The organism is uncultured Cytophaga sp., assembly GCF_937863595.1.
Classification (GTDB): Bacteria; Bacteroidota; Bacteroidia; order Cytophagales; family Cytophagaceae; genus Cytophaga.
The window spans coordinates 1-1,907 of record NZ_CALMGQ010000007.1 but is presented as its reverse complement, the minus strand read 5'-3'; the positions used below and the strand labels follow the sequence as shown (position 1 = coordinate 1,907).

Annotated in this window: 2 protein-coding genes; both read right to left on the bottom strand. The window is 32.7% G+C overall.

The window, feature by feature from the left end:
• Window positions 1-1,410, bottom strand: a 1,410-nt coding sequence (locus Q0543_RS00600; protein WP_299247598.1) for a hypothetical protein, incomplete at its 3' end; no start/stop codon positions are given.
• A 162-nt stretch (window positions 1,411-1,572) separates the two neighbouring features.
• A partial coding sequence (locus Q0543_RS00595) for a gliding motility-associated C-terminal domain-containing protein (protein ID WP_299247595.1) occupies window positions 1,573-1,907 on the bottom strand: 335 nt, incomplete at its 5' end.

Below are 1,907 nucleotides of genomic sequence, written 5' to 3'. Positions count from 1 at the left end.
AGTAAAACACGAAGGCGATGCTACATTATTTGAAATAGACTTTGCAACTGAAAATGCAGTTGGTTTTTTATAATCTGGATGGTAAAAGTTATAGATGTAATTGTTGCGGGCAATGTAAGTATATATAGGAACATCATCTGGTTGCTCCATGTCTGGAACTGACAATGAATCTATTAAGTTACCAGAAACAAAAGGCTGGTCAATATGTTTGATTGCACCTAAGTAGGTTACATGTTTATTACTTCCATTTTGTGTACTTACTCTATATTTATATATAAGGATGGTATTGTCTCTTCCATAATCCGTGCCCGAAAAAGCATTATTAGGCGGTATATTGTTATAATATAGAGGTATAGAAATTCCTGTACTAAGTTCATATTGATACATCCATACAAATGAAAACAAATAAATATCATTATAATATAAATATTTTGAATCGTGTGAAAACAAATGTGCATTTATTCCACTACGTGTTTCTATAATCTTTAACGTACTAAAATTAAACAATCCTGTTTGGTTGTCAAATGGAGCAACAAACACATAAAATGGAATAGAGGAAATTGAAGCATTATCTGAAATTTTATTTCCCGAAAATGCGCAAAAATCTCCTTTTGTTGAGTACACAAGTTGAAAACCGGTATACGATAATGGTGAATAAGGCATATACAACGGATTTTCTTTGTATTCAAAATTAGGAATTGTATTTACAATGGGTGCTTTAATTTCGCAGGAATTTACTTGATAATTTAAAATTTTATTGCTGCGATATTCCAATACAGAAACCCACGTGTCAATATTGTTTTGATGTTTGATACCGCTGATAGAAGGTGCTACAGAGTCCTTCAAGAAAGTATTTTTACTTATTACCTTGCCTTTTCCTCCATTGCCATGCATGTCAATAATGTGATATTCTAGTTTGCATAAATCCCAAAATTTTCCACATTTGTTTGGATAATAACAACTTGTCACATCATTAATTGGCCTGTTCGTAACATAATTCCAATTCTCTTCGTGTGGTATTGTTTCGAACAAATAGTAATATCTGCGATTACTTTCTTCAATAGGTACAATTAGGCTTGTTGCATATAGGGAGCTGAAATTATAGGTATGTAATTTCCCATTGGACATAACCTGTCCGTTAACATCATACACATTTGTACCATCGTAATAAAAAAGTATGTTACCTAAGGTGTCGCAAATGGAATTTGCATACGGTGTCTGCAAATCTCCTTTATAGTTGGGATTATAAGGATTGTATAAATTGGTATTTGTAACAATTACTTTGGGGGTAGTAGAATTGAATTTTAAAATGTATTTAAAACCAATAACACGTTGATCGGTTTCGTGCTGAGCAAAAAGTATAGTTGAAAGAAGATTGAATGTAATAGCTAGTGATAATCTAATTCTCATATGTATAAAAGGCAGTACGTATCCATCTACAAGATAAGAATACGCACTGCCTTATGTTTAATTTTATACTTAATATTTAATATTATCTGTATATTTTGCGCTTCGCATAGCCAAAGATAGTGCAGTGCAATAAATCCAGCCACAATGAATTGCGTCTCTACCTTAGTGAACAATCTCAACCCAGCCCTTTTTACTACAATTGTTGTTGTATGTAGCTTCGTAATAATACACGCCATCGCTTACATCATTGTTTGGGCACCAATTGTTTTTATAATTGTTGTCTGAAAAAATATTGCTGCCCCAGGAATTATAAATACTCATGCGAATTGTTTCATTGGCATTGTTTGAAATGGCATACAAACAATCGTTTTTGTTGTCGTTGTTTGCTGTTACAAGATTGGTGACATTGAGCGTGCTGTTATTAACATACAGGCTATCTGCTCTTGTACCGCAGCTATTTTTTACAACCATATTATATTGTCCTGTTTCTGAAACTT